19 protein-coding genes and 1 tRNA gene are annotated in these 19,806 nt (G+C 65.2%); 3 read left to right on the forward strand and 17 right to left on the reverse strand.

Annotated features, from left to right (window positions below; all coding sequences use genetic code 11):
- Positions 1 to 226 precede the first annotated feature (226 nt).
- From ACYP5B_RS21240 to ACYP5B_RS21265, 6 genes are all read right to left on the reverse strand, one after another.
- Positions 227 to 829, reverse strand: coding sequence for a 50S ribosomal protein L25/general stress protein Ctc (locus tag ACYP5B_RS21240; protein ID WP_267605409.1), 603 nt, complete (start codon positions 827 to 829; stop codon positions 227 to 229).
- 122 nt (positions 830 to 951) lie between these two features.
- Entirely contained in the window at positions 952 to 1,905 is a 954-nt protein-coding gene (locus ACYP5B_RS21245) for a ribose-phosphate pyrophosphokinase (RefSeq protein WP_017229695.1), read from the reverse strand.
- Between the two features lie 96 nt (positions 1,906 to 2,001).
- Positions 2,002 to 2,078 (reverse strand) — tRNA-Gln (locus ACYP5B_RS21250).
- Positions 2,079 to 2,137: 59 nt separating this feature from the next.
- Positions 2,138 to 3,016, reverse strand: a complete 879-nt coding sequence (gene ispE / locus ACYP5B_RS21255) for a 4-(cytidine 5'-diphospho)-2-C-methyl-D-erythritol kinase (RefSeq protein WP_318231594.1) — start codon at positions 3,014 to 3,016, stop codon at positions 2,138 to 2,140.
- Positions 3,013 to 3,642 (reverse strand): lipoprotein insertase outer membrane protein LolB, encoded by a 630-nt coding sequence (gene lolB, locus ACYP5B_RS21260; RefSeq protein WP_459570984.1) that lies wholly within the window; start codon positions 3,640 to 3,642, stop codon positions 3,013 to 3,015. The genes ispE and lolB overlap by 4 nt, the downstream gene beginning before the upstream one ends.
- A 119-nt stretch (positions 3,643 to 3,761) precedes the next feature.
- Positions 3,762 to 5,645, reverse strand: a complete 1,884-nt coding sequence (locus ACYP5B_RS21265; RefSeq protein ID WP_459570985.1) for a tetratricopeptide repeat protein — start codon at positions 5,643 to 5,645, stop codon at positions 3,762 to 3,764.
- A gap of 141 nt (positions 5,646 to 5,786) precedes the next feature.
- Here ACYP5B_RS21265 and mutM point away from each other — a divergent pair, with 141 nt between their 5' ends.
- From mutM to mutY, 3 genes are all read left to right on the forward strand, one after another.
- Positions 5,787 to 6,668 (forward strand): bifunctional DNA-formamidopyrimidine glycosylase/DNA-(apurinic or apyrimidinic site) lyase, encoded by an 882-nt coding sequence (gene mutM / locus ACYP5B_RS21270; RefSeq protein WP_459570986.1) that lies wholly within the window; start codon positions 5,787 to 5,789, stop codon positions 6,666 to 6,668.
- Between the two features lie 283 nt (positions 6,669 to 6,951).
- Positions 6,952 to 8,895, forward strand: coding sequence for a dynamin family protein (locus ACYP5B_RS21275; RefSeq protein ID WP_400091477.1), 1,944 nt, complete (start codon positions 6,952 to 6,954; stop codon positions 8,893 to 8,895).
- A 110-nt stretch (positions 8,896 to 9,005) separates the two neighbouring features.
- Complete coding sequence (gene mutY, locus ACYP5B_RS21280; protein ID WP_400091479.1) at positions 9,006 to 10,175, forward strand: A/G-specific adenine glycosylase; 1,170 nt, start codon at positions 9,006 to 9,008, stop codon at positions 10,173 to 10,175.
- A 322-nt stretch (positions 10,176 to 10,497) separates the two neighbouring features.
- Here mutY and ACYP5B_RS21285 read toward each other — a convergent pair whose 3' ends face one another.
- The 11 genes from ACYP5B_RS21285 to ACYP5B_RS21335 all read right to left on the reverse strand — a co-directional run bounded on the left by ACYP5B_RS21285 (position 10,498) and on the right by ACYP5B_RS21335 (position 19,789).
- Positions 10,498 to 11,175, reverse strand: a complete 678-nt coding sequence (locus ACYP5B_RS21285) for an LON peptidase substrate-binding domain-containing protein (protein ID WP_459570987.1) — start codon at positions 11,173 to 11,175, stop codon at positions 10,498 to 10,500.
- 66 nt (positions 11,176 to 11,241) lie between these two features.
- The gene (gene rapZ, locus ACYP5B_RS21290; RefSeq protein WP_459570988.1) at positions 11,242 to 12,159 is read right to left on the reverse strand and encodes an RNase adapter RapZ; all 918 of its coding nucleotides are present in this window, start codon (positions 12,157 to 12,159) and stop codon (positions 11,242 to 11,244) included.
- A 119-nt stretch (positions 12,160 to 12,278) separates the two neighbouring features.
- A complete protein-coding gene (locus ACYP5B_RS21295; protein WP_459570989.1) occupies positions 12,279 to 12,602 on the reverse strand; it encodes a PsiF family protein in 324 nt (107 codons plus the stop codon).
- Positions 12,603 to 12,777: 175 nt separating this feature from the next.
- Complete coding sequence (gene hprK, locus ACYP5B_RS21300) at positions 12,778 to 13,749, reverse strand: HPr(Ser) kinase/phosphatase (RefSeq protein ID WP_006159437.1); 972 nt, start codon at positions 13,747 to 13,749, stop codon at positions 12,778 to 12,780.
- Positions 13,750 to 13,784: 35 nt separating this feature from the next.
- Positions 13,785 to 14,240, reverse strand: coding sequence for a PTS IIA-like nitrogen regulatory protein PtsN (gene ptsN / locus ACYP5B_RS21305; protein ID WP_006159436.1), 456 nt, complete (start codon positions 14,238 to 14,240; stop codon positions 13,785 to 13,787).
- 379 nt (positions 14,241 to 14,619) lie between these two features.
- Complete coding sequence (hpf, locus tag ACYP5B_RS21310) at positions 14,620 to 14,970, reverse strand: ribosome hibernation-promoting factor, HPF/YfiA family (RefSeq protein WP_006159435.1); 351 nt, start codon at positions 14,968 to 14,970, stop codon at positions 14,620 to 14,622.
- A 49-nt stretch (positions 14,971 to 15,019) separates the two neighbouring features.
- The gene (locus ACYP5B_RS21315; protein WP_267605421.1) at positions 15,020 to 16,495 is read right to left on the reverse strand and encodes an RNA polymerase factor sigma-54; all 1,476 of its coding nucleotides are present in this window, start codon (positions 16,493 to 16,495) and stop codon (positions 15,020 to 15,022) included.
- 137 nt (positions 16,496 to 16,632) lie between these two features.
- Positions 16,633 to 17,418: an LPS export ABC transporter ATP-binding protein gene (lptB, locus tag ACYP5B_RS21320; RefSeq protein ID WP_150991814.1), complete on the reverse strand. Its 786-nt coding sequence runs from the start codon at positions 17,416 to 17,418 to the stop codon at positions 16,633 to 16,635.
- A gap of 46 nt (positions 17,419 to 17,464) precedes the next feature.
- Positions 17,465 to 18,109, reverse strand: a complete 645-nt coding sequence (gene lptA, locus ACYP5B_RS21325; protein WP_459570990.1) for a lipopolysaccharide transport periplasmic protein LptA — start codon at positions 18,107 to 18,109, stop codon at positions 17,465 to 17,467.
- A gap of 54 nt (positions 18,110 to 18,163) precedes the next feature.
- Positions 18,164 to 18,790 carry an LPS export ABC transporter periplasmic protein LptC gene (gene lptC, locus ACYP5B_RS21330; RefSeq protein ID WP_267606579.1) on the reverse strand — a complete coding sequence of 209 codons (627 nt, stop codon included), beginning with the start codon at positions 18,788 to 18,790 and terminating at the stop codon, positions 18,164 to 18,166.
- Between the two features lie 15 nt (positions 18,791 to 18,805).
- Positions 18,806 to 19,789 (reverse strand): KpsF/GutQ family sugar-phosphate isomerase, encoded by a 984-nt coding sequence (locus ACYP5B_RS21335; protein WP_318231585.1) that lies wholly within the window; start codon positions 19,787 to 19,789, stop codon positions 18,806 to 18,808.
- Between the last annotated feature and the right edge of the window lie 17 nt (positions 19,790 to 19,806).

Here is a 19,806-nt window from a genome sequence, read left to right on the forward strand (position 1 = left end):
CGAGGCGCCCCATACGGCAACTAACACCGCCACGGCTCGCTTCGCATCGCGGCTGGGTTTGGCCGCAAGCGGGCCAAACAGGAAATCTGCGGTTCGCGGGTGTGCCGGCAGAGGCAAGCATACGCGATCCTCGGCACGAAAAAAAACCGCCGGACGCGCCGGCGGTTTTTTCTTGCGGCTGCGAGAGCCGTCCCGTCGCACAACCCGAAGGCTGCGTTCAGGGTACTCAGGCAGCAGGCGTTTCGCCTTCGGCGGCTTCCGACACGCCACCGGCCGGCAGCGAGATGCTGGCGATAGTGGGGTTTTCGTCACCGTGGGTGATGGCGCTCACGCCCTTCGGCAGCTTCACGTCGGACAGGTGCAGGGTCTGGCCCAGTTCTGCATTGCCCAGGTCCACTTCGATGAACTCAGGCAGGTCGGCCGGCAGGCACGACACTTCCAGTTCGTTCAGGATGTGGTTGACGATGCCATGGCCCAGCTTCACGCCCGGGGCGTTTTCCTGGTTCATGAAGTGCAGCGGCACCTTGACGTGGATCTTGTCGGTGGCCGACACGCGTTGGAAGTCAACGTGCAGGACCAGCGGCTTGAACGGGTGCATCTGGAAAGCGCGCAGCAGGGCCTTCTCAGCCTTGCCTTCCACTTCGAGGTCGAGAATCGACGAGTGGAATGCTTCTTTCTTCAGCGCGTGGAACAGCGCGTTGTGATCGAGTTCGATCATCTTGGGCTCGGCTGCGCCGCCATAGATGATGCCGGGGGTCTTGCCGGCGTTGCGCAGGCGGCGGCTCGCACCCGTTCCCTGTACGCTACGCTCGAAGGCTACTACTTTCATGATGACTCCAAATGTAAGAGGGCTGTCCGCGACCAGACAGCCCGATGAACCCCGCCACGTGCCGTAATCGGGGTCTTACCCCCAAAAAAACAGCCGCAAACGCGGTAAAGCCTTGAATTCTATCAGGAATCGGCAAACAGCGACATGATCGAGTCGCCCTTGACGATCCGGGTAAAGGTCTCTGCCAGCAGCGATGCGGTCGAGAGCTGGCGAATCTTGCCGGACTGGATGGCATCGTCGCGCAGCGGAATCGTGTCGCATACCACCACTTCATCCAGTTCGGAGTCGGCGATGCGGGCAGCCGCGCCGCCGGACAGGACCGGATGGGTACAGTAAGCGAATACCTTCAGCGCGCCGCGTTCCTTGAGCACCTGGGCAGCCTTGCACAGGGTGCCGCCGGTGTCGATCATGTCATCCATGATCACGCAGTTGCGGCCGTCGACTTCACCGATGATGTTCATCACTTCGGCCACATTGGCCTTGGGGCGACGCTTGTCGATGATGGCCAGGTCGCAGTTCAGCTGCTTGGCCAGCGCACGGGCGCGCACCACGCCGCCGACGTCGGGCGAGACCACCAGCAGATTGCCGTAGTTCTTCTCGCGCAGGTCGCCCAGCAGAACCGGGGAGGCGTAGATGTTATCAACCGGGATATCGAAGAAGCCCTGGATCTGGTCGGCGTGGAGGTCCATGGTCAGGACCCGCTCGACGCCGGCAACTTCCAGCATGTTGGCTACCACCTTGGCCGAGATCGCGACGCGCGCCGAACGCGGGCGGCGATCCTGGCGGGCATAGCCGAAGTAGGGCATGGCGGCGGTGATGCTGCGTGCCGAGGCGCGCTTGAGCGCATCGACCATCACCATCAGTTCCATCAGGTTGTCGTTGGTCGGCGCGCAGGTGGACTGCAGCACGATGACGTGCTTGCCGCGAACATTTTCCTGGATTTCAACTTGGACTTCGCCGTCGGAGAACCGGCCGACCTGGGCTTTCCCGAGCGGGATGCCGAGGTGCTGCACGACAGCCTCCGCGAGTTTGGGGTTGGCGTTGCCGGTAAAAACCATCAAGCCTTCGCTGCTCATTCGGTGCACCTGTCTTGCTGCTGGAGGGGGAACGATTGCTGCCGGCTAGTGCCGGCAGCTTTTCGTGCAGGTCCATTAGGACACTGTAGGATGTAATGGCAGGGGAAGAAGGATTCGAACCTTCGAATGCCGGAATCAAAATCCGGTGCCTTGACCAACTTGGCGACTCCCCTACACAACCGGGTACGTCCATCGTCACATTCAACTGCCTGCGACGCCGAACGAAAAACTTTTATGCGAGCGTTGCGAGTGGGTGTTGCGATAAACTCTTCGCACACCTGCCATCCCATTCGGGAGGCAACCGGTCTAGTACCTGCTGCGCAGTTTGCTCGTCGTTAAATCGGGCAAACACGCAGGCTCCGGAACCGGTCATCCTTGCATGTGGACTGTACTGTCTCAACCATTCAAGGGCTCGGGCAACTTCGCCGAACTTCACTGTTGCTATCGCTTCCAGGTCGTTGCGACCGAAACCGAACTTGTTTGTGCATCCAGTGAAGTCCGCTATTATGGTGATCGCTGTATCCCTTGTCAAGCGCTTGTCCGAAAAAATTGCCACGGTCGGAACATGCTGGCGCGGATGGATGATCACGAACCAACTGTCGGGCAATTCGACCGTCGTCAGCTCCTCGCCAATCCCTTGCGCGAACGCGTTTTCTCCATGCACGAAGAACGGCACGTCGGCACCTAGCGCAAGGCCGATGCGCTTGAGCTCGTCGCGGCTCAGCCCCAGCCCCCACAGATGATTCAGCGCCAGCAGCGTGGTCGCCGCATCCGAAGATCCGCCGCCGATGCCGCCGCCCATCGGCAGCCGCTTGGCAATGGCGATGTCCGCGCCAAAGCCGGTGCCGCTAGCCTGCTGCAAGGCCCGAGCGGCACGCACGATGAGGTCGCTCTCCACCGGCACGCCCGGCACGTCGCTGATGCGCTCGATGCGGCCATCGTCGCGGCGGCAAAAATCCAGCGTGTCGCTCCAGTCCACCAGTTGGAAAACCGTCTGCAGCGTGTGGTAGCCGTCCGCGCGGCGTCCGGTCACATGCAGGAAGAGATTCAGCTTGGCGGGCGCCGGGCAGTTGCGCAGCTCCGGCGGCGGCAGGGGGCGGGCCGTACTCATTGTGCTTGCTCCGGATCGATGACGAGGCGTACCGAGAGCGGGTTGGCTTCGCCGTCGCGTGCCAGGTCGATGCGGCGCGGGCGCGCCGCGGCCGCGGTGGATGGTGTGGATGGCGTCGTGGGCGAGGCTTCCTGCCACGCTACGTAGCGTACGGTCCAGCCGTTCTGCGCCAGGGTAGCCAGGCGTCCGCTGTCGTCGCGCGTGGTGCGCGCCGGGCTGCCGGGCGCGGGGCGGGCGTGCAGCCAGTCGCGCAGGCCCGCCACCGGCAGCGAGAAGCCAAGCGCTTCTTCCAGCAAGGTGTCGACCTCGGGCGCGTTGCGCGGTGCCTGGTTGGGCAGGTCGAGCGTGGCGCCCGAAGGCGTGGAAGTGACCACGGCCAGGGTCTGGCCCAGCGGCGAGATCAGGTCCAGGCGCACATTGCGGCCTTGCTCATGCCATTGGAAGCTGCCCTGCACGCCTTCATCGCGGCCGTAGCGCACGTAGTTGGCGGCGAAACGGCCGCTGAGCTCGCGTGGCTGGGCGGTCTCGCCAGCGTCGAACTGCCGCGTGGGCGTGATGCTGGCGCAGGCGGCGAGCCATAGGGGGGCGCTCAGGCAGAGCAGGGCAAGGCGTCGGGATGTGGGCATGGCGTTTGGCGTGCGCGCCGGCGCCGCCGGGCGCCGGGCTGCCGGCCCGGCGCGAGGGCCGGGCGGCGGATGATTGCGGGTGATCTGTTTGCTGCGTGACGGCTGCGGACGGCAGGGTGCTACTTGGACAGCGCGGAGAGCGGCACGTTGTAGCGGCGCAGGGTGTCGATCAGGATGACGTTATCCGGCTCGATTTTGGCGGCTTCGGTCCAGGTCTTGCGGGCTTCGTCCTGCTGGCCGAGTTGCCACAGCACCTCGCCGAGGTGGGCACCGATTTCGGCCTCGGGCGCCTTGGCGTAAGCGTTGCGCAGCAGTTCGGCGGCCGGCTGCAACTGGCCCAGGCGGAATTTGACCCAGGCCAGGCTATCCATGATGTAGGGATCGTCCGGGCCCAGCGCGGAGGCCTTTTCCAGCAGCTTGAGGGCCTCGGGCAGGCGCACGTTGCGGTCCGCAAGCGAATAGCCCAGCGCGTTATAGCCTTGCTTGGCTTCCGGCTGCATGGCGATCACGCGGCGCAGCAGCTTTTCCATGCTGTCGTAGCGCTTCTCGCGCTCATCGAGCATGGCGAGCTCATAGACCCAGTCCGAGTTGTCCGGCTCCGCCGCGGCGCGTTCCTCCAGCACCTTGCGGGCGCGGTCATAGGACTTGGCGTCGATCAGCATGCCGACTTCGGCCTGGCGGATCGCGGTCATGCGCTGCGCGCGCTGGTCGGGCTCGGGAATATCCTCGGCATCGGCCAGCATGTCGTTGAATACCGCCTGGGCGTCGTCGAGCTTGCCCATGCGGCCCAGCAACTGCGCGCGCTTGACGGCTGCCGCCGGCGCGAGCCGGGCGTCGTCGATGCGGTCGAGCCAGGCCACGGCCGCCGGATAGTCCTTCTTTTCCTCGGCGATCTGCGCCAGGTACTGGTAGGCGATATCCGGGCTGGCCGCCGGCACTTGCTCGGCGAGCTGCAGGTACTCCTTCAGGTACAGCTCGGCTTCGTCATAGCGCTTGGACTGCAGGCTGGTGAGGCCGAGGGCGAGCGGCACGCGCGGATCCTTCGGCGCGATCGTGCGCAGCGTCTCGAACTCCGAGCGCGCGGCTTGCAGGTCGTTTTGCTGCAGGTAGAGGCGGGCCAGCGTGATGTGCCCGTTGACCGAGGCCGGGGCCTTGTTGACGAACGCCTTCAGCCCGGCAATGGCCTGGTCCGGCGCGCTGTCGGCACGCAGCTCGGCGGCCATCAGCGCAGCGGCTTCGAAGTCGGGGCGGATCTTCTGGGCCTCGTCGAGCTCGGCCAGGGCGCCGGGAATGTCGTTGGCGGTTTCCTTGGCGCGGGCGAGGGCAAGGTGGGCCTCGGCCGACTTCAGGTCGTTGGCCACCAGGCGCTGCAGCAGCGCGGCGGCCCCGGCCGGATCGCTGGTGCGCGAAAGCTGTTGCTGCATCTGCAGGATGGCCTCCGGCCGGTGGCTCGGCGGCACGCCATTGAGCTGCAGGGCCAGCAGGGGCTCGGCTTCGTCCCATCGGCCGCTCAGGACCAGCAGGGTCGACAGCACTTGCCGCGCACCGGCGGAGGTCGGCGCAAGCTCGGTCCACAGCCGCGCGCCGTCAAGCGCTTGCTGGGCGCTGCGGGCATTGAATGCGATCTCGGTGGCTCGCTGCGCAAAGCGCGGGTCGCGCGTATTGCGGGCCAGCTCAACGTACGTCTGGTAAGCGGGGCCAACCACGCCGCGCTGGGTGGAGATTTCCGCGGCCAGCACCCGGTAGAGGATGTCCGCGGTCAGCGGCACCGCCGGCAGGGGCATCTTCGGCGGCATCGGGTTCGAGCGGATTGGCGTGGTGGCCTCCGCGGCGACCTTCATCGCGGGCTTGCCGTCCGCGGACGCGGCATGGCTGGCGAGCGGCGCCAGCGCGCAGACTGCTACCGCGGCCGCAGCCGTGGCCGCGAGCCTGTGACGCAGCGGCCGCCGGGGAGAAATAAATTGAGCGGTGGTCATCGGGGTACGGTCCAGGCGGTCCGACATGTGGGTGGGTACTCCAGCACTCAAAGGCGATGGGGAAGGTAAAGGCATTGTAGCCTGCCGCTACAATGCTTTGCTTATCCGCATGGCACTAGCACGGCTGGGGTCTCTGGCGGTTTGAGTGGCACAAAAGGGAGAGGTTCGATGCCTGAGTTGCCCGAGGTCGAAGTGACCCGGCGCGGCTTGCTGCCGCATGTGGTTGGGCGGCGCATTGCCGAAGTGGTGGTGCGCCATCGCGGCCTGCGCTGGCCGGTCGAGCCGGACCTGGAGTCGCAGCTGGCCGGGCGGGTGATCGCGCGCATCGAGCGGCGTGGCAAGTACCTGCTGCTGGAGTGCGTGCGCCCGGACGGGGAGGCCCCCGGATGGCTGCTGATCCACCTTGGCATGACCGGCACGTTGCGGGTGCTGCCGCAGGCGCCGCCGCCGGGCACGCACGATCACCTTGACCTGGTCCTCGCCGACCCGGACGGCCCGGGGGATACGCGGTCCGGCGCCGGCACTGGACTAGTGCTGCGCTTCCGCGATCCGCGGCGCTTTGGCGCGGTGCTGTGGAGCCTGCTCGAAGAGTCGCAATTGCCGACCCATCCGCTGCTGAGCAAGCTTGGCATCGAGCCTTTCGACCCACGCTTCGACGGGGCCTGGCTCTACCGGCTGGGACGTGGGCGCAGCGCGGCCATCAAGACCGTGCTTCTTGCCGGCGACATCGTGGTGGGCGTGGGCAATATCTATGCGTCGGAAAGCCTGTTTGCCGCTGGCATCCGCCCCACCACGCCGGCCGGGCGCTTGTCCCTGGCGCGTTGCGAGCGCCTTGCCGAGGCCGTGCGCGACACGCTGGCCCGCGCGATCGAGCGCGGCGGCAGCACCTTGCGCGACTTTGTCGGCAGCGATGGCAGCAGTGGCTATTTCCAGCTGGATTGCGCCGTGTACGACCGCGCCGGCCATCCATGCCGGGTCTGCGGCACCACCATCCGGCAGATCGTCCAGGGGCAGCGCTCGACGTTCTATTGCCCGACCTGCCAACGCTGAGTCCGGCGGGGGCGTGCCGGTGGCTCTCGTGCCGCAGCCCGCACGAGAGTGACGATTGCCTATCTTCCCGCGAATGTGGTGCCAACCCGATGGCCCGGCGCAACAGGAGAGGCGGCGGGCGGCTCGAATTTCACAAAAGTCCGCCGTAAACCTGTATCTTGAAGAACGTAAAAAAGTGTTACAAAGACACCATGTCACCGCCCGGGTGCCGGCCATCGGACATCAAGATGCCAGGCCTGCAGCGCCGTCGCGGGGGCTTTTCGCCAAGCCGATCCCAGTGCCAATGACAACCCTCGCCCTTCAATTCGAACAATACGGCGCCTGGAGAACCGGGGTACTCAACTCCCTGGCCGAATTCCGCTCCTGGCTCCAGCAGCACGATCTCTACGACGCCCAGGCCGACGAACGCGTCCAGCGCATCCAGGGCGTGCTCAAGAGCGACCGGCTCAAGGTGGCGTTCATCGCGGAGTTCTCGCGGGGCAAGAGCGAGCTGATCAACGCAATCTTCTTTGCCGACTACGGCCGTCGCATCCTGCCGTCTTCCGCCGGGCGCACCACGATGTGCCCGACCGAGCTGCGCTACGACGAAGCCGAGGCACCGTGCATCCGGCTGCTGCCGATCGAGACGCGCCTGCAGGAAGCTTCCACCGCCGATTTCCTTGACGTCGACGCGCACTGGCATACGGTGCCGCTCGACCCCTCGTCGCCCGACGGCATGCTGGATGCGTTCCGGCATGTGGTCGAGACCAACCGCGTCACGCGCGAGATGGCCGAGTCGCTCGGCCTGTACAACGAGAACGATCCCGACGCCGCCTACGCGCTCGATGCCGACGGCATGGTCGAGATTTCCCGCTGGCGCCACGCGGTCATCAACTTCCCGCATCCGCTGCTGCGCCAGGGCCTGGTCATCCTCGATACGCCTGGCCTCAACGCGATCGGCACCGAGCCCGAGCTGACGCTGCGCCTGATCCCGGACGCGCATGTCGTTGTGTTCATGCTGGCGGCCGACGCCGGCGTGACCAAGAGCGACCTCGACCTCTGGCGCAGCCATGTGAGCGCAGGCCACCGCAAGGGCTGCCTGGCCGTGTTGAACAAGATCGATGGCCTGTGGGACCCGCTCAAGTCGCCCGCCGAGACCGCGGCCGAGATCACGCGCCAGGTCACAACCAGCGCCCATGTGCTGGGCATCGACGAGTCGCGCGTCTATCCGGTGTCGGCGCAGAAGGGCCTGGTGGCCAAGGTCACTAACGACGCCGACCTGCTGGCGCGCAGCGGCCTGCCGCAATTCGAGCACGTGCTGTCGGACCAGCTGATCCCGCAGCGGCGCGAGATCGTCGCCGACCAGGTGCAGCGCTCGGTGGAGGAGATGGCACGCGGCGCGCAGCAACTGCTGCAAAGCCGCCGCCGCAGCATCGTCGAGCAGTTGTTCGAGCTGCGCGGCCTGCGCGGCAAGAACCACGCGATGGTCAAGCACATGCTGATGCGCGTGCAGTCCGAGAAGGAAGAGTTCGAGCAGAGCATCGCCAAGTTCCAGGCGCTGCGGCTGGTATTCGGGCGCCATAGCGCCGACATCATCAAGAGCCTGCAGCTGCGCGACGTGCGCCGCACCATGCGCGAGCGCCGCGAGCAGATGAAGGAGCGTTTCTTCTCGCGCGGCATGCGCGAGGACATGGACGCCTTGTTCACGCGGCTTGGCGAACTGGTCAGCGAGGCGGACCAGAAGATCGCCCAGCTCCACCAGCTCACCGACAGCATGTACCGCCGCTTCAATGCCGAGCATGGCTTTACGCTGCCCGCGCCGATCCAGTTCGTCACCGCGCGCTACGTCAGCGAACTGCAGCAGACGCTGGCGCTGGCCCACACGCACTTCGGTGCCATGAACATGCTCACGCGCACGCGCCCGCAGCTGGTGCAGAGCGCGTTTTCCACCATCGCGACCCGCGTGCTGGAAACCTTCCGCGATCTGAACCGCGATATCGAGATCTGGCTCAAGTCGGTGATGACGCCGCTGGAGGCGCAGGTGCGCGAACACCAGAAGCAGTTGCGCCGCCGGGTCGATTCGATCGAGCGCATCCATGAGGCCACCGACACGCTCGAGAGCCGCATCGCGCAGCTCGAGGAAGTGCTCAACGGCCTGGACGATCGCAGCGGCCGCATCGAATCCTTCTCCAGGCGGATCCTGCAGCCGGACGCCGACGAGGGGCAGCTCAGGGCGTTCGCGGCCTGAAGCGCGGCCGGCGCAAGGCTGGCCGCGAGTGCCGGTGGCGGCGAGGCGGTATCATGACGCGCCGCCGCCTCCGGCGCTGTCGCCCTGTTGCCTTACCCGTCACGTACCCGATGCCCCGCAAGCCCGCTGCTTCTCCTGCCGTTTCTTCCGATCTTCCCCCCGCCGCGGTTCCCGCCGATTTCGCCGCGCGCGTGGTGGGCTGGCAGCGCATGCACGGGCGCCATGACCTGCCCTGGCAGAACACCCGCGACCCTTACCGCATCTGGCTGTCCGAGATCATGCTGCAGCAGACCCAGGTCAGCGCGGTGATCGAGTATTTCCAGCGCTTCGTCGGCCGCCTGCCAACCGTGGCTGCATTGGCCGAGGCCAGCGCGGACGAGGTGATGGCGCTGTGGGCCGGGCTTGGCTACTACTCGCGCGCGCGCAACCTGCACCGCTGCGCCAAGGCCGTGATGAGCGAGCATGGCGGCGTGTTCCCGACCGACCCCGAGGTGCTGGTGACGCTCCCCGGCATCGGCCGCTCCACCGCGGCGGCCGTGGCCGCGTTCAGCGCCGGCGTGCGCTCGCCGATCCTGGACGGCAACGTCAAGCGCGTCTTTGCCAGGTTCTTCGGCATCCATGGGCATCCCGGCGTCAAGGCGGTGGAGAACCGCATGTGGCAGCTTGCCGATGAGGTCTTGCCAGCCAAGGGGCCCACGCAAGCCGAGGACATGGTGTCCTACACCCAGGGCGTGATGGACCTTGGCGCCACCGTATGCTCGCGCGGCAAGCCAGCTTGCCTCGCCGCCGCCGCGTCATGCCCGCTGGCGAGCGACTGCGTGGCGCGCCGCGACGGCCTGACCGGCGTGCTGCCCACGCCAAAGCCGCGCGCCGCCATTCCCGAGCGCAGCACCGTGATGCTGCTGGTCCGCCGCGGCCGCGAAGTCCTGCTCGCGCTGCGCCCGGACAGCGGCATCTGGGGCGGCCTGTGGAGCCTGCCCGAAATGCCGGTCGATACCGTGCCCTTCGATGCGGAGCTGGCCGAAGACGCTGCGCTAGAGCGCGCTCGTGAATTCGGCAATCCCGGCGCTGCCAACATGGTCGGCGAACTCACCCATGTCTTCACCCACTTCCGCCTGCTGATCCGCGCCATCCGCGTCGACGTCACCGGCCTCGCAGTGCGTGACGCAGATAGCGGCCCCGCGCTGCGCTGGCTTTCGCTGGACGATCTGGACGCGGTAGGCACGCCCGCGCCAGTGCGCAAGCTCCTGGAAGCGCAAGCCCAAGGCGGATTGTTTTAACAGCGTCTCGGAAGGTGCGAAGAAATCGTAGCGAGCGGCCCGTGGCAGGTGCGAGGAGCGCAGCCGTACATGCGTACGGCGAGCACCGCAGCGCCTGCCACGGGCCGCGCAGTAGATTCTTGATGCAGTAGGCACGCCAGCCCCAGTGCGCAAGTTGCTGGAAGCACAAGCCCAGGGCGGTCTGTTTTAACAGCGTCTCGGAAGGTGCGAAGAAATCGTAGCGAGCGGCCTGTGGCAGGTGCGATGAGCGCAGCCGTACATGCGTACGGCGAGCACCGCAGCGCCTGCCACGGGCCGCGCAGTAGATTTATTCGCACCTTCCCTACAGGATGTGGTGCTGGTGCATGTACTTGTGCACGATCTCGATCCGCATCCCTGCGTCCGGCAGTGCCATCAGCATCTGCTTGGCCTTGAGCGGCACCGGCAACAGTTCGCACAGCCGATTGGCGACCCAGCTGGGGTCATCCCACAGGAACGGCTCGGTGAAAGGCAGCTTGCCTGGATGCTCCGCATGGAGCGAGGCGACGATACGCCGCAGCACGGCCAGGCATTCGCCCAGCAGCTCCAGCTTGCAGTCGATGATGTCGGGCGGCAGCAATTCCGCCTGGCCAACCAGCAAGCCATCCGGGTTCAAGCTGTGGCCCAGCAGCCGGAAGCGCTGGCGGCCGCGCGCGCTGATCAGCAGCACGCCAAGTTGCTCCATATTGCAGTCGACGATGTCGGCCAGGCAGCCGATTGGCTCGGGCAGGGTGGGCTCGTCCGGCCGCGCGACCTCGTTACCGCTGGCGATCAGGCAGACGCCAAAGGGCGCGCGATCGCGCATGCAGGCGCGCACCATGTCCACATAGCGTGCTTCGAACACGCGCAGCGGCAACAGCCCATCGGGAAAGAGTACGGTGTGCAGCGGAAACAGCGGCAGGCTATCCAGCGTAGGCGCCGCCGAGGTGCTGTGCGAGGCGGGGCTGGATGCGGATGAACCGGGCGTGGCGGGTGAGGACATGCTGAGCCAGCAAAGGTTTCGGGCGGGGATTGCCGAGCCTGACCGCGAAACCTGGCGGTGCGGCGTTCAGCCGCCCGGTGCGAGCTCGCGGTGTCTCACCAGCACATTACCATGGGCGCGAAAATAGTTGGCAAGTCTTTCCGCGATGTAGACCGAGCGATGCTGGCCGCCCGTGCACCCGATTGCGACGGTCAGGTAACTGCGATTGTCGGCGATGAAACTTGGCAGCCACTTTTCCACATAGGCGCGGATGTCATCGGCCATGGCCAGCACCATCGGCTGGCTCTGCAGGAAATCGATCACGGGCTCGTCGCGGCCGGTCAGCGGGCGCAGCGCCAGGTCGTAGTAGGGGTTGGGCAGCGAGCGCACGTCGAACACCAGGTCGGCGTCGCTGGGCACGCCGTGCTTGAAGCCGAACGACTCGAACAGCAGTGTGAGCTTGATGTCATCGCCGCGCACGAATTCCTTGATCCACGCGCGCAGTGTATTGGTGCGCACATTGCTGGTGTCGATGCGGTGCGCAGCCTCCGCCAGCGGGCTCAGGAGCTCGCGCTCCATCTCGATGGCCTCGATCAGCGAGGTGTCGTTGAATGTGGCCTCGGCGGCGCTATCCGCAGGATTCTCGTTCTTGGGATTTTCCGAGAGGCCAGCCATGGCCGCGCGCATCGACAGCGGATGGCGCCGCCTCGTCTCGGAATAGCGCTGCACCAGCGCATCGGTATTGGCGGTCAGGAAGACCACCCGCACCTGGTGCTCGGAGGCGAGGTCGCGAAGCGTGCCGGGCAACTCGTCCAGCGATTCGCGGCTACGGATATCGGTGGCGACGCCCAGATGGGTGTAGCCCTGCGCCGCGAGGTACTTGGCCAGCTCCGGGATAAACTGAGCCGGCAGGTTGTCGACGCAGTAATAGCCCGCATCTTCCAGTACGTTCAGGGCAACGGATTTGCCGGAGCCGGAGATCCCGGTGATAAGTATGATGCGCATAGCGTGACAAGCATAACATCAGGTGATGACGCCGTCATGACGGCGACGCGCCAGTAAAAATGGCGAACCGAAGAGGTTCGCCATTTTTACACGTCCGCGCCGCAAGTGATGCCGGCAGCTTACTTGGACAAGCAATCGCTCATGAAGGCCTTGCGCTCGTCACCCTTCTTGCCGGTGGCCTGCGCGTTGCAGGTCTTCATCTTTTCCTGCTGGCTGTTCTTGGCGGGTGCGGCCGCGGGCTTGTTGGACAGGCAATTGCTCATGAAGGCCTTGCGCTCGTCGCCCTTCTTGCCGGTGGCCTGCGTGTTGCAAGCCTTCATCTTGTCCTGCTGGGTGTTAGGGGCCGCCGGTGCCGCAGGTGCAGCGGCCGGAGCATTCTGGGCGAAGGCGCCGGTGGCAAAAAGCGGGGCTACCAGCACGCACATCGCGATCAATTTTTTCATGCTTGCTCTCCTGGCTGTGGAAAACTTCATGGCTGCTGGCCTGTCGGCTCGGCAACTCGGGGCTGGGCCCAATGCCCATTACTGCACAAAACGGCCTATGCCCCGATGACGTTGACGATCGAAGCGCGGCCGGATGTAAGCAATTGAAAACAGCCCCTTTGCGGGGCTGCCAGACCTAGAGTAGCCGACCCTGGCCCCGCGATGCGACATCGGCCTGCATCGCGGCGCGCTGGCGGTCCATGAAGTCGCGCAGCGTGTCGATGCCGCGCAGGCGCAGGATGGTGTTGCGCACGGCGGCCTCGACCAGCACGGCGAGATTTCGGCCGGCCGCCACCTGGATCTTGACCATGTGGATGGGCAGGCCGAGCACGTCGAGATACTGGGAATCGAGCGGCAGGCGCTCGAATTCGCCGTCGTTGCGGCGTACCAGCTGCACCACCAGCTTCAGCTTCATCTTGCGGCGTACCGCGGTCTCGCCAAAGATGGTCTTGATGTCGAGCAGGCCCAGGCCGCGCACTTCCAGCAGGTTCTGCAGCAGCGGCGGGCACCGGCCCTCGATGAAGTCCGGCCCGAGGCGCACGAAATCCACGGCATCGTCCGCCACCAGCCCATGTCCGCGCGAGATCAGTTCCAGGCCGAGCTCGCTCTTGCCCAGGCCGGATTCGCCCATCACCAGCACGCCCATGCCGAGGATGTCGAGGAACACGCCGTGCATGGTCACGCGCGGCGCGGAAATGCGGGACAGGTAGAGGCGCAGGTGATCGATCACCGCCGCGGAAGACACCGGCGTGGTGAACAGCGGGGTGGACGAGCGCGTGCAGCGCAGTTCCAGGTCGGGCGGCGGCTCCATGCCGTCGGCGATCACCAGGAACGGCGGCTCCAACAGGATCAGCTCGCCCATCTGGCGCTTGCGCATCTCGTCGTCGAGGCGCTGGTAATACGTGATTTCGGGCTTGCCCAGCACCTGGATCCGGTTCGGGTGGATCAGGTTCAAGTGGCCGACGAGATCGGCCGCCGACGTGGCTTCACGCGCAAACTCGACATCGAAGGCCCGGTCCGCGCCTTCCAGTCCTGCTACCCAGGAGAGTTTGATATCGGCTGCGTTGTCGTCGAAGATCGACTGCGAGGTGACGCCAGTGAGTTCCATTCGGGTGCTTTCAGGGACGGGCTTTCAGTGGCGGATCAAGGGTGCCATTGCGTCAGCAACTGGTGCACGTCGTCGGGGGTGGGCAGGGTAGCCAGTCCTTCGCGCATCTCGCGGTCGGACAGCAACTGGGCGATCTCGGAGAGAATTTCCAGATGCTGCTGGGTGGCCTGTTCGGGCACCAGCAGGAAGATCAGCAGCGCTACCGGCTTACCGTCGGGCGACTCGAAGGGGATCGGCTCGGCCAGGCGCATGAAGGCGGCCAGCGGCTGCTTCAGTCCCTTGATGCGGCCGTGGGGGATCGCAACCCCGGCGCCAAGGCCGGTGGACCCCAGCGACTCGCGGGCGAACAGGTTGTCGGTCACGGTCGCGCGCGCAACGCCATGGTTGTTCTCGAAGAGGAGCCCGGCCTGTTCGAACACGCGCTTCTTGCTGGTGACGCTGACGTCGAGGTTGATGTTGCCGGGTGGCAGCAATTTAGCCAAACGATTCATGTGGAATGCGCAGGGTTTTCTAGAAAGCAGGCCCGGGGCAAGGAGGCGTCCCGCCGGGCGGAAAGAAGATAAAAACCAAGGCCCGATGTTTCCACCGGGTGTCCCCATGCCGGTGTCGGGCGTCTGGCCATTATAGAGCAGGCCCGCTGCCGCTTTGTGCATTGCAATAGCCGAGGCGCTGAAGCGGTGCCGCATGCACGGAAATGGCCAGGCAAATCAACTATGTATGGCACAGCATACACCGGTACATATGCGTTGCGGAATCCCCTGCGTGGCCCGAAGGGGGGAGGCTGGAACGAAAAAGCCGCGCTGGGCGCGGCTTGATTCCGTTTTCAATGGACTGACACCGACGGCCCGGTATGTGGGCCGCCAGGCACGGTCATTGCTGCATCTGGGATGCGGCCATCTGGTACTTGACCGCTTCACGGTCGTGGCTTTGCACGCGATCCTTGTGGCGAATCACCTGCCGGTCGAGCTTGTCGACCAATGCGTCGATAGCGGCATACAGGTCTTCATGATGCGCTTCGACAAAGATGTCCTTGCCCTTGAGATGTAGATTGATTTCCGCGTACTGCCGCCGGTCCTTTTCTTTTGTATTGTCGACAGAGAGCAGCACACTTACGCCAATGACTTGATCGAAATGCCTGACGATACGCTCCAGTTTCGTTTCCACGTACTCACGCAGAGGGGGCGTGATGTCCAAGTGGTGTCCACTGATCTTGAAGTTCATAGCGTTTCTCCTTCTGAAAGAGCTGCATCAGGCAGGCGATGCAGCTCGGCTACAAAGTCTTACGGAGATTGACCGCGGGAATCTTGAGCGCTTCGCGGTATTTGGCAACGGTACGCCGTGCTACCACAAAGCCTTGCTCGCCGAGCAATTCGGCAATCCGGCTGTCGGACAAGGGGTTCCTAGCGTCTTCGGCTCCTATCAATTGCTTGATCAACGCACGGATTGCCGTTGATGAGGCCGCGCCGCCGGTTTCTGTGGATACGTGAGAGCCGAAAAAATACTTCAGCTCGAAAGTCCCCATCGGCGTTGCCATGTACTTATTGGTAGTCACCCGAGAGATGGTGGACTCGTGTAAACCCAGTGTATCGGCAATCTCCCGCAAAACCAAGGGGCGCATCGCAATTTCACCGTGGGTGAAGAAGTTCTTTTGACGTTCGACAATGGCTTGTGCGACGCGCAATATCGTGTCGAACCTCTGCTGGATATTCTTGATCAACCAGCGTGCTTCCTGCAGCTTTTGCTGCAGTCCCGCCGCGCCGGCATCGCCTTTTGCACCGCGCAAAATCTGCGCGTACATGTCGTTGATACGTAGCCGCGGCATCACATCCGGGTTGAGATGGGCGATCCATCCGCCGCTCAACTTTCGAACGAAAACATCGGGTACCACGAAGTCGGCTTCCGGCCGGCTGTAGGCATGGCCGGGATAGGGCGCGAGCGAGCGGATCAGTTCATGCGCCGCCTTGAGTTCCGGCTCGTCCACTTGCAGGGCTTTTTTCAGGCGCGTGTAATCGCGCACCGCCAGCAGCTCCAGGTGATTGGTGACGATGCTCAGCGCCAGTTCGCGCTGCGGATGCTTGAGCCTGCGCAGTTGCAGCGCCAGGCACTCGGCTGCGTTGCGCGCCCCGACGCCCGGTGGATCGAAGCTCTGCAGCAGCGTAAGCACGGCCTGGATCTCGTCGACCTCGAACTCGAGCTCCTCCGGCAGCTCGCTGCAGATTTCCTCGAGCGTGGCGCTCAGGTAGCCGTCATCGTCCAGGGATTCGACCAGGAAGATGGCCAGCCCTTTGTCTCGCAGGGAAATCTTGAGCGGCGCCAGCTGCTCCATGAGGTGTTCGCGCAGCGTGGGCTCGGCGTCGCGCAGCTGCATCGGTGTTTTTTCGTCGTCTTCGCCTTGCGGGCGGCGGGCGAAATCGTCCAGGCTCCAGTCGTTGCCGTAATCCTCGTTGCTGTCGGAATAGCTGTCGTCGGCTTCGGGGGCGCCATCGGGGCGGTTTTCGCTGGTGCCCTGGCCATCGGCGGGCGCTGGCGCGGGCGCGCTCTGGAGGTTCACCGAGCCGTCCGAGGACACGCGCAACGGGCTGTCGAGCCAGTCGTTCTCGCGCTCGAGCAAGGGGTTCTCGGTCAGCGCCTGTTCCACTTCCTGCTGCAGTTCAAGCGTGGACAGTTGCAGCAGCCGGATCGACTGCTGGAGTTGCGGCGTAAGCGCGAGATGCTGCGAGAGGCGGAGCTGTAGCGACGGTTTCATGCGACCTATTTTATGCCCAACTTCCGTACTGGTGGAACGGAAATTGCTATCGCTGGCGTCGCATGATCGTTTGAAGGATGAAAGGCGACACCGAAGCCGCCCGGGGGGCCGATGCGCGGCAGGCGCCGCGCGCGCCTTTACATGCGGAAGTTCTCGCCCAGGTAGACCTTGCGCACCGACTCGTTGGCGATGATGTCTTCAGGCTGGCCGGACGCCAGCACCGCGCCCTCGCTGATGATGTAGGCGTGGTCGCAGATGCCCAGCGTCTCGCGTACGTTGTGGTCGGTGATCAGCACGCCGATATTGCGCGCCTTGAGGAAGCTGACGATGCGCTGGATTTCGCCGACCGCGATCGGGTCGACGCCGGCGAAGGGCTCGTCAAGCAGGATGAAACGCGGCGCGGAGGCCAGCGCGCGGGCGATTTCCACGCGGCGGCGCTCGCCGCCGGACAGCGACAGCGCCGGGTTGTCGCGCAGGTGGGCAATCTGCAGGTCATCCAGCAGGGTGTCCAGCCGGCGCTCGATCTCGGCCTTGCCCAGGGGCTTGCCATCGTTGAGCTGCAGTTCCAGCACCGCGCGGATATTTTCCTGCACATTGAGCTTGCGGAACACCGAGGCTTCCTGCGGCAGGTAGGACAGGCCCATGCGTGCCCGCTCATGGATGGCCAGGCCGCTGATGTGCTTGTCGTCGAGCACGATATCGCCCTCGTCCAGCGCCACCAGCCCCACGATCATGTAGAACGACGTGGTCTTGCCCGCGCCGTTGGGGCCGAGCAACCCGACCACTTCGCCGCTCTTCACGTCGAGGGACACATCCTTGACCACAGTGCGCGAGCCGTAGCGCTTCTTCAGGTGGCGCACGACCAGCGTGCTGCTGTCCTTCAGGGTGGCGGGCTGGGACGGTGCGGTCTGGGTAGCGGTCATGAAGGTCAAGGCAGAATCCGTGGATTGGGGGCGTGGCGGCGTCAGGTCAGGGGTTGACGGGGGCGGGTGCCGGCTTGAGCGGCAGCGGGTTGGCTGCGCCGCCGCTGGCGGGCTGCTCCTGGCGCGGCGACAGCACGGCGCGCACGCGGCCGGACGGGCTGCCCGCGGTCGCGTTCTCGGCGCCGCCGCTGGCCGTATAGAACTCGTTGCGGCTGTCATAGGTGATCACCGCGCCGCGGATCTCGTCGACCAGCTTGGCGCCGGCCAGGCGGGCCATGCGGGCGCGCCCGATCAGCTTGGACAGCTCCTGCTTGCCGTCATATTCGATGCGGTCGCCCCAGCCGTCGATGTACTCGTCGACGTTGTCGCGCTTCTGGCGGATATAGGCTTGCTTGCCGCCCTTGGAGGTCGCGACCGCGTACTGGTAGCCCTCGGGATCGGTACGGACTTCGGCCGCGTCGGATTTCAGCACCATGGTGCCCTTGGTCAGCACCACGTTGCCGGTCAGTACATAAACCTGCTTGACGTCGTCGTAGCTGGCATTGTCGGCCTCCAGGACCAGCGGCTTTTCGCGGTCGGCTTTTTCGGCGCTGGCGGGCGCGGACAGCGCGAGGCCCAGGACGGCTGCCAGCGTCAGCAAAGCGGCCGTGCTGCGGCGGCGACAGGACGAAGTCGTCAGGAATGGATTCATGTTGGCGTGATGGCGGTTGACGCGGGCGGCTGGAGCCCGCGGGCGGCTTCAGGGCTACTTCGCGGGACTTGCCGGCGGCGGCACCGTAATGATGGTGCCGCGTACGTTACCCAGCAATTGTACTTCGCGAGTGACATTGTTAAAGATCAGGCCGTTGGCGGTCATCACCGACGGGCCGCGGGTCAGCTTGACAGCCTTGTCGGTCTTGACGATGTCATCGTTGACCAGCACCTGGAAATACTCCGAGGCGGCCGTCATCTTCGGATCCTTGGCGGGGTCGGTGCCCTGGGCGCGCACGATGAAGCCATTGCCGAACAGGTCGATGACCGAGCCTTCCGCGTTCATCGTGCCGCGATCGGAGTGGCCAGTGACGGGCGGGCGGTCGATTTCGTAGGAGCGCATGGCCGGGCGCGTCACCTCGTAGGTCTGGTCGTCCTCGAAGTGGATCATCTTGTCGCCGGTAAAGCGCAGCTTGGTGTTCCCGTCCTCGGCAAGCTCGGTCGCGGAAAAACGGATCATGTAGTAATCCGGCTCATGTTTCTTGCCGACCGGCCCGGTGTCCGCTTCCTTCGGGGAGTTGACCTGCACCAGCCAGAAGGTGCTGCCCGCCACCAGCGCCATCAGCAGCAGGGGCAGCGCTCGCATGGCAAGCCGGCTCAGGGAGGACAGGATTTCCCGCATAGGCATTGGCTGGCCTCAGATGACCTTGGCGCGGGTCAGGTCGTGGATGTGGAGCGCGCCGACCAGGCGCCGCTCTGCGTCGACCACCAGCATCTGGTTGACACGGTTCGCCTCCATCACCTGCACGGCTTCCACGGCCAGCTGGTCCGGCCCGACGGTATGCGGCGTGCGGTGCATGACCTCGCTGATGGGTACGGTCTTCCAGTCGCGCGGGGTTTCGAGCAGGCGGCGCAGGTCGCCGTCCGTGAAGACGCCGATCAGGCGGTCGTCCGGGTCAACCACCGCGGTCATGGCCATGCCCTTGCGGGTAATTTCCATCAGGGCTTGTGCCAGCGGCGTGCTCTCGCGCACCTTGGGCACCGCGTTGCCGCTGCGCATGACGTCGCGCACGTGGGTCAGCAGCTTGCGCCCGAGCGCGCCGCCTGGATGCGAGCGGGCAAAATCTTCCTCGCCGAAGCCGCGGGCATCCAGCACGGCCACCGCGAGCGCGTCGCCCATCGCCAGTGCGGCGGTGGTGCTGGCGGTCGGGGCCAGGTTGAGCGGGCAGGCTTCTTTTTCCACGCCGGCATTGAGGTGCGCATCGGCCAGCTTGGCCAGCGTGGAGGCGGGGTTCCCGGTCACGGAGATCAGCTTGGCGCCGATGCGCTTGACGATCGGGACGATCGAAAGCAACTCGGCGGTCTCTCCGGAATTGGAAAAGGCGATCAGCACATCGTCGCGCGTGACCATGCCCAGGTCGCCGTGGCTGGCCTCGGCGGGATGCACGAAAAACGCGGGGGTGCCGGTCGAGGCCAGCGTGGCCGCGACCTTGCGGCCAATGTGGCCGGACTTGCCTATGCCGGACACGACCACGCGTCCGCTGCAATTGAGCGTCAGTTGCACGGCCTGCGCGAATCCGTCGTCCAGGCGGCCTGCGAGGGCGGCGACGGCGTCGGCTTCGATCTGGAGGGTCTCGCGAGCGAGCCGAAGTGCTCGATCCGCATTGAAATTAGCTATCATGGCGACGAAGTATACCA

The sequence above is a fragment of the Cupriavidus sp. 8B genome (assembly GCF_054589115.1).